This is a genomic window from uncultured Fibrobacter sp. (assembly GCF_937877005.1).
Lineage (GTDB): Bacteria > Fibrobacterota > Fibrobacteria > Fibrobacterales > Fibrobacteraceae > Fibrobacter.
Genome location: NZ_CALEFV010000199.1, coordinates 1 through 8,012 on the forward strand (window position 1 = coordinate 1; position 8,012 = coordinate 8,012).

Annotated in this window: 5 protein-coding genes and 1 tRNA gene; 1 reads left to right on the forward strand and 5 read right to left on the reverse strand. The window is 51.0% G+C overall.

What is annotated here, in order from left to right; translation table 11 throughout:
- The first annotated feature begins 1 nt into the window (after position 1).
- Positions 2–74, forward strand: a tRNA-Gly gene (locus Q0628_RS09220).
- Between the two features lie 288 nt (positions 75–362).
- Here Q0628_RS09220 and Q0628_RS09225 read toward each other — a convergent pair.
- The 5 genes from Q0628_RS09225 to nuoL form a co-directional block, all read right to left on the reverse strand.
- A complete protein-coding gene (locus Q0628_RS09225) occupies positions 363–2,069 on the reverse strand; it encodes a Na/Pi cotransporter family protein (RefSeq protein ID WP_298770344.1) in 1,707 nt (568 codons plus the stop codon).
- Between the two features lie 163 nt (positions 2,070–2,232).
- Entirely contained in the window at positions 2,233–2,718 is a 486-nt protein-coding gene (ispF, locus tag Q0628_RS09230; RefSeq protein WP_298770346.1) for a 2-C-methyl-D-erythritol 2,4-cyclodiphosphate synthase, read from the reverse strand.
- Positions 2,719–2,810: 92 nt separating this feature from the next.
- The gene (locus Q0628_RS09235) at positions 2,811–4,283 is read right to left on the reverse strand and encodes an NADH-quinone oxidoreductase subunit N (protein ID WP_298770349.1); all 1,473 of its coding nucleotides are present in this window, start codon (positions 4,281–4,283) and stop codon (positions 2,811–2,813) included.
- Positions 4,276–5,994 (reverse strand): NuoM family protein, encoded by a 1,719-nt coding sequence (locus tag Q0628_RS09240; protein WP_298770351.1) that lies wholly within the window; start codon positions 5,992–5,994, stop codon positions 4,276–4,278. The genes Q0628_RS09235 and Q0628_RS09240 overlap by 8 nt, the downstream gene beginning before the upstream one ends.
- Positions 5,994–7,946 carry an NADH-quinone oxidoreductase subunit L gene (gene nuoL / locus Q0628_RS09245; RefSeq protein ID WP_298770353.1) on the reverse strand — a complete coding sequence of 651 codons (1,953 nt, stop codon included), beginning with the start codon at positions 7,944–7,946 and terminating at the stop codon, positions 5,994–5,996. The genes Q0628_RS09240 and nuoL overlap by 1 nt, the downstream gene beginning before the upstream one ends.
- Positions 7,947–8,012 lie beyond the last annotated feature (66 nt).

Below are 8,012 nucleotides of genomic sequence, written 5' to 3' on the forward strand. Positions count from 1 at the left end.
CGCGGGAATAGCTCAGTTGGTAGAGCACGACCTTGCCAAGGTCGGGGTCGAGGGTCCGAGTCCCTTTTCCCGCTCTAAAACGAGAAGACACCTATAAGGTGTCTTTTTCGTTTTATATTGAGAACGGACCGAACACGAGAAGAGGGGCCGCATAATTTGGCTTATGCTCGAAGTGCGAAAAGGCAAATTTTGCGCTCGGGGCGAGCGTGCGAGCATCGAGCCCGGCGGGTTAGGACGCAACCTTGCGTTAGCAAGGATTCTTGCGGACTAACAGTCCCTTTTCCCGCTCTAAAAAGAAAACCACTCCCTTGAGTGGTTTTCTTTTTTTATGGTCGAATTGGCTTGAATCCGAGAAAGGCTATTTATCGTGATAACTTGTGATTCATGTGCGCTTCTACCACATTGACCACATAATCCCCGAGTTTTTCGCAATCATTCACTACATCCATGTAGTGCACGCCCATCTGATAGCTATAACGCTGGGCATTGATGTCCTTTACATTCAATTCCTTAAGCAACTTGCGATAATCATTTATTTCGTTTTCAATATTTAAAGTGCGATTCACATCCACCTGATGTTCATCACCAATAACAGCAAGCATCTGCGTTAGAGCGTCATCACCCAAATGCATTATATGCTTGATTCGGTTATACTGTTCTTCGGTAAAGTCATCCTTGCTCTGGAATTTATGGCGGATGGCTCGAGCCATGTTGTAGCAGGCATCGCCGATACTCTCGATTTCGGAAATTTCCCTAAGCATGCATTGGATGTTCGTCTTACTTTCAGGACTCAGACGTCCTTCGCTTACCTTGTTCAAATAGTTCGCAATTTCGATTTCCATCCGGTCACTAATATCCTCGTATTTTTCAATACGAGCAAACAGCTTAGCAAAATCCGCTTCGTCCTTCATCACGAGCAGATCGGGCACAAAGCGGAACATTTTCTGCGTGCGCTCGGCAAAAAGATTGATTTCCTTACGGGCCTCAAACAACGAGAGTTCTGCTGTACTCATGAGACCACCGCTGATAAACTTGATGCGGAAATCTTCGCCGTCTTCCTTTTCCTTGATTATCTTGCAGATAATTTTTTCCATCGGCTTGATAAACCAAATGAGGATAGCCACGTTGCACAGGTTAAACGCAGTGTGGAATCCGGAAAGTGCATATGTTACGCGTACACCAGCTCGTGCAATCTCTTCTTGAGTCTGCGGAACGAAGTTCGGGTCGAAGCCCACGACATGGCAGACCACATTCACGAACGGGTGGAAGATGATAAGTACCCATACCACACCGAAAACATTGAACAACATATGCGCAAGTGCCGCACGCCGAGCCTGCGTACTCGCCGAAAGCGCCGCAAGATTCGAAGTGACCGTAGTACCGATGTTTTCACCCATAACAAGTGCAATGCCCTGGTAAATCGGGAGAACTCCGCTACTGCACAGGAGGAGCGTTATTGCCATGATGGCCGCAGAGGACTGCACGCACATCGTGAGGAAACTTCCCAGAAGCAGGAACAGGAGCGTCGAGAAGATTCCCCAGTTGCCGCATGCAGCAAAGAAGTCGATAACCGCCTGGTTGTGCGAAAGATCCATCGCCACAGCATTCTCGCGGAGGGTCGTAAGACCCAGGAACATGAAAGAGAATCCGAACACGAATTCACCGAAGCTCTTTACGCTGTTCTTGCGCACATACGAAAGGATGATGCCTAAAGCGAAGAAAGGCCACACGAAACTGCTCATGTTAAACTGGAACCCGAACACCGACATGATCCATGCCGTAGCCGTGGTACCGATATTCGCACCCATAATAACAGGAATGGCCTGCATAAGAGTAAGCAGGCCAGCATTAACGAAGCTAACGGTCATAACAGTGGTTGCAGTCGAGGACTGCACGGCAGCGGTAATGAATGTACCCGTAAGTAAGCCCCCCACGCGGTGCTTGGTCATGGTTCCAAGGACCGCACGGAGGTGTCCACCGGTGAGTTTCTGCAAGCCTTCGCTCATCGTCTTCATGCCGAACATGAGCAGAGCGAGGCAACCTATCATTTTGAGAATCATAAGTGTCATAGGGCATTCCTATATTGGCGCCACTTACCGGGGTCATCGTCGCTGCCTTTCAGCTAGTCCGGATTTGCAGCGTAGTTGTTTTTTGTTGTCAGAACTACCCCAAAAATAGAAATTCCCCCTGAACCGTCAAAGGGGGAACAAACAACTTTTTCGCTCCAAAAAACTACAGACTGCGGACCATCGCGATAGCCTGACTCGCAATGCCTTCTCCGCGACCGGTGAAGCCGAGCTTTTCGGTGGTCGTTCCCTTGATACCAATCTGTTTGATATCGAGGCTGAGTACACGGGCTATGTTCGCCTTCATCGCATCCTTATGCGGGTTCACCTTCGGGCGTTCGCACATCACGATGCTGTCGATATTGATAATCTCGTAACCGGCTTTACGGACTTCTTCGCCCACCTTGCGCAAAAGTTCCAAGCTGTCGGCGCCCTTGAATGCGGGGTCGGTATCCGGGAAGTAGGTACCGATATCGCCGAGGCCCGCAGCACCCAGCAACGCATCGCTAATGGCATGCAACAGAACATCGGCATCGCTGTGGCCGAGGAGTCCTTTTTCGTATGGGATATCTACCCCGCCAATAATGCACTTGCGGCCTTCCACCAACTTGTGAACGTCAAAACCGATACCCGAACGATAAATCTTGTCCATAATTTGTTCCTTTTTTTCTTTGCAAATTTAATATAAAAAAGAGGAATGCCTCGCGACATTCCCCTAAAAACAGAAGCCTTAACCTGAGCCAATTAAACAATCAGCGCTAACTTCGGGAAGATGCCGATTACAATCAAAGCGATTGCAGCGAGCGTCACACCAAAGCGAAGCAGATAGGCAAACGAAGTATTCTTGCCGCAGCAGCACTTACATTCACATTCAGCCTTAGAAGGCATGAACAGGACAAAGGCGATGCGCAGATAGAACACAGCCGCCACAAGCGAAAAACCAAAGGCTATCGCAGCGACAATGCCAAGACCGCCAGAAAGGACATCCGTGAAAAGGGCGAACTTCGCAAGGAACCCTGCAACAGGAGGCATTCCCGCAAGGCTTGCAAGGCAGACCGTCGTCGCTACGGCTACATACGGACGTTTGCGTCCGCGCCCCTGAATATCCTCGAGCGTTTCCTTCTTGTCATCCTTACCAGCAAGATAGGCGATACCCGTCAAGGCTCCTGCACTACCAATGGCATATGTTGTAAGGAAGTAATACATGGTCCCCATCTGAACAGTACCTTCCGTTGCATAATCCGGGACTAACAGACCAAGTACGATGAAACCCGCATTCATCACGGCGGAGTAAGCCATGATACGGCGGATGGACTTCTGAGCAAGACCGCCGAAGGCGCCGATCGCCATCGAAAGCAGCGACACCACGACGATCACATAGAACAGGCTCTTGTTTTCGCTATGAATGGTCACCTGTTCGGCGAGGTTCCAAGCCGGAGCAGAACCGATGCGCGTCACCAAGGAACCGAGCCAGAGAGAACCGATCGCAGCGAGGGCACCCACCTTGACGACCGCGGCCATGAAGCCCGTTACCGCCACGGAGGCTCCCGTATAGACGTCAGCCACCCAGAAGTGTACCGGAGCTGCACCCGCCTTGAAAAGCAAAGCGAACAAGGCGAGCAGGACACCCATTCCATAAATCATGCCTCGACCCTCAATGACCGCAGCAAAGATATGGGTTGAACCGGTTGAACCGTAAATGAGCGCGACGCCGTACAGGAAGAGCGTACTAAACACGGCTCCCGAAACAAAATACTTGAAAGCACCTTCATTCGCATTGGCATCCTTACGACGAAGGCCTACCAAAGCATAAATCGGGAAACTGGCAAGTTCCATACCCAAATAAAGGGCAAGGAAATCAATAGCCTGCGTCATGAGCACTGCACCACATGTAGCCAAAAGCATCAATCCGTAGGCCTCACCGCCCTTGAACTTTTCATGGCCGAGAGTCCACTGAAGCCCCGCAACGCCAAGGAAGGCGCATAGCAGTATCGAGACTCCCAGCACGCGACGGATCGGATCCATTGCGTAAAGGCTCATAAAAGTATCATTCGTCGTAAGGTAGAAAGAACCCGCAGCAAGAAGAACAAAGAAACAAGCAATCCAAGGGAGTACCTTGTGCTTATTTTCGTCCTTCAGGAACGGTTCGGCGGACAAGGAAATAAGTGCTCCGACCGCAACCAAAATTGCAGGCAAAAGATTGACGATATTAGTCATTTTCAGAAGCCTCCTCGCTTGTTGTGGCCTCGTTTTCATCGGTTTCGACATCGGCAACAGCATTTTCGCTAATCTCCCTAAGCTGGGCGATCAGTGAAGCGCGCTCCTCGTCAGTAAAACCATTTGCTTTCAAATTGGAATCCAGCTGCTGCAAATCCTCTTCGGTCATAGGCTGCGCCACGGCTGCGATATTTTCATCGACCATGGATTCTCCCGTCGTGTCTACGGAAGTTTCAACCGTTGCATCGGCTGCAGCATCTGCCTGGTGAGACACCTTGCTCATTTCCTGAACGGCATTTTCATCAAAGAGCTGGAGTGCATTCGTGATAAATGCCGGATGCATTCCGAACACCAGGAGCAGCACTACGATCGAAGATCCTTCGAGAGCGGTCATGCGCCTACCATCCTCATACTCGCGAGCGGGCTTACCGAATATAACCTTCTGCACAAAGCGGAGCATATAAGCTGCGGAAAGAATCAGGCAAAGGCCTACGACAAGGGCCGGAAGCGGTCCCATATCCCACAGGGACATGAGCACTGTAAATTCGCCCACAAAGCCGGCCGTTCCAGGAACAGCAAGAGCAAGGATTGCAATAAAGCCAAACAGGGAACCGAATACCGGGTTACGCTTGGCTAGGCCGCCAAGTTGTTCGATATCGCGGGTACCCGCAAAACGTTCAGCAATACCCATCAGATAGAATTGAGCTCCTGCACAAAGGCCATGTGCAACCAGGAGAACGAGCACAGCCGGAAGCATAGATTCCGACAAGCTGAATACACCTGCCACAGCAAGTCCCAAGTGACTCATCGAGCTGAACGCCAGAAGTTTCTTGCCATCGGTAGCACGGAGTGCAATCAGCGCTCCATACACAGCCGTTAGCAGACCCAACCACATCACGGCATCGACAATTCCCATCGAAAGTGGGAAAATCGGAAGGATCCAGGCTATGAAACCAAATACACCCGCCTTGCTCATGGCACCCGTAAGGATTGCAGAAAGAGGAGCCGGAGCTTCGGAATAGGTAATTGCCTGCCAACCATGGAACGGGAATATCGGGGTCTTCACCAAGAAGGCGAGCATGAAGCAAAGCAAAAGCGTAGTCTGCATGGACGGGTCAAGACGCTGAAGCGCCACCGCAAGGGAAAGCACCAGAGAATTGTCAGCAACCGTCAGCAAGTACCAAAGGGCGACCATCATCGGGGCTGAACCAACCAACGTGTAGATCGCAAAGGTCATCGCCGCCTTTTTGCGATCCTTGCCACCGTAGCCAGCAATCAGCACCGCTGCAGGGAACACCATCGCTTCGAAGAAGAAGAAGAACAGCACTGCGTCAGCAGCAAGAAATGTTCCGTTCATCGCCCCCATCAAGGCAAAGATACCGATGGCGAAATTACGATAGTTCTTTTCAAGCGAATTGCGGGCCACAACGAGGGCAACCAGCGATAGAGCACAGGAAAGGAACACCATCCAGGCACCCAGACCATGACTATATAGGTAATAATAAACAGCGCCCTTCGCACCCGGGATGCGGAACCATTCAATTGCCTCAGTAGCCTGATTGCCAATAGCGATCAGACCTATGGACATGGCAACGAAAGCAAAACCAAACAGGAAGGCTAGCCTGGAAGAAGACTTTGGGTCTTCCTTGGAAGTTGTCACCATGAGAATTGCGGCGACAAACGGAGCAAAGACGAGAAGATGCAACAGCATTAGATCAGTCCTCCAGTCAAAAGTACAACAGCAATTAACGCGACAACACCCACCAGGCTAAGCGTAAGCTGAATTCGCACCTTACCCGCCTGGAATGACGCGATTCCGTCTCCCAGGATTTCAACAATGGCACCACAAGTCCACTGGATTCCCTGCAAGACCTTATCGACAAACATATCTGCGATAAACGCAAAAGCATTGAACATTACGATAAAGATGCTGTGAATATAATCAAAGAAGAACGTCCAGTCGGCCTTGAAACCTTCAGGAGCACTACCCCACTTGATATCCAAATGCGGCAGACGCTTGGTCCCGTAAATCACGTAAGCGATGAACATGCCAAGCAGGGCTGCAGCCGTACCAAAGCATGCGAACATCATCGGATTTACATGATGGGTAGCGTCACCCGTTACATAAGCCTGAGCAGCCCCCACAACCGGTGCGAGCGTTGCCGCAAAGAACTTGATACCCAAGGAATCAGCCCATAGGTAACCGGCAAAGATGGCTCCGAAAGCAAGTATAACCATCGGGAACAACATACACACGGGAGCTTCGTGAATGTGAGCTTCCTTTTCCTTGCCGCCACGGTATTCGCCAAAGAAGGTCATGATGATGAGACGACCCATGTAGACCGCCGTAATCACGGCCGTGGCAAGACCCACAACATAGAAGAATTCACCAAATGGTGCATTCGTATAGAGCCGTTCGAGAATCAGGTCCTTGGACCAGAAACCCGCAAATCCAGGGAAACCGATTATCGCGAGGAACGCAAAGATCATCACGCAAGCGGTAACAGGGGTTTTCTTGATGAGGCCACCCATGCGACGCATATCCTGTTCGCCAGCAAGTGCGTGAATCACGGCACCGGCACCGAGGAAGAGGGCCGCCTTAAAGAAAGCGTGAGTGAACACATGGAAGATAGATGCATCGTACGCAGAAGCTCCCGCTGCCATGAACATGTAGCCGAGCTGAGAGATTGTCGAGTAGGCAAGCACCTTCTTGATATCATTTTGGAAGAGACCGGCAACCGCCGCCCAAAAGGCCGTGAGCATACCCACGATCAGAACAATCACCAACACTTCAGGAACCACCGAGAACATGTGGGAAAGACGGGCAAGCAAGTATACGCCCGAAGTCACCATGGTGGCGGCATGGATAAGCGCAGACACGGGAGTCGGACCCGCCATGGCATCCGGAAGCCAGGTCAGGAGCGGAATCTGAGCGGACTTACCAGTGCATCCTACGAAAAAGAGCAAACAGGCGATCGTGATCAGCGGAGTAGCCAGTTCCACGTGTCCGCCGGCAATCAGCATCTCGATGAACTTGTTCAGAGCATCGTAGTTGAGAATAGCGGAGCCACCGAGTGTGGCGAGGCAGAGCATACCGAGCAAAAAGCCGATATCGCCCACGCGGTTCACAATGAAAGCCTTGTTTGCAGCCTTGCAGTTGTTCAAGTCGTGATTCCAGAAGCCAATGAGCAGGTAGGAGCAAAGGCCCACGCCTTCCCAACCGAGGAAGGTGAGCAGCAGGCTGTCGGAAAGCACCAGCACAATCATGCTGAACAGGAAAAGGTTAATGTAGGCGAAGAAGCGGGTAAAGCCGCGATCACCGTGCATGTAACCAATCGAGTACAGAGCGATGAGCGAACCGATACCCGTCACAAACAGGAGCATTACGCGGGAAAGGCCGTCGAACAGGAATCCGATATCGACCTTGAGAAGCGGAATATCGATCCAGTTGCAGAGGGTCTGACGAATTCCTTCTTCGGGCATGCCGAAAGCAAGCAGCACGACGCACAAGAAGGAAATCGCAGGGAACATTACCGAGAGTGCACCAACGAAACCTTCGGAGGGGCCCTTCTTGCTACCCGAAGACACAATAGCAATTGTGCCAAGCAGAATCGTTCCCAGCAGCGGGAAAAGAGGAATGATCCAAAGTGGTAAATTTGTCATTGCTTACCCCTTCATATTGGAATAGTTGTCGGAATCGACACTTTCACGGTTGCGGAAAATGAGGAT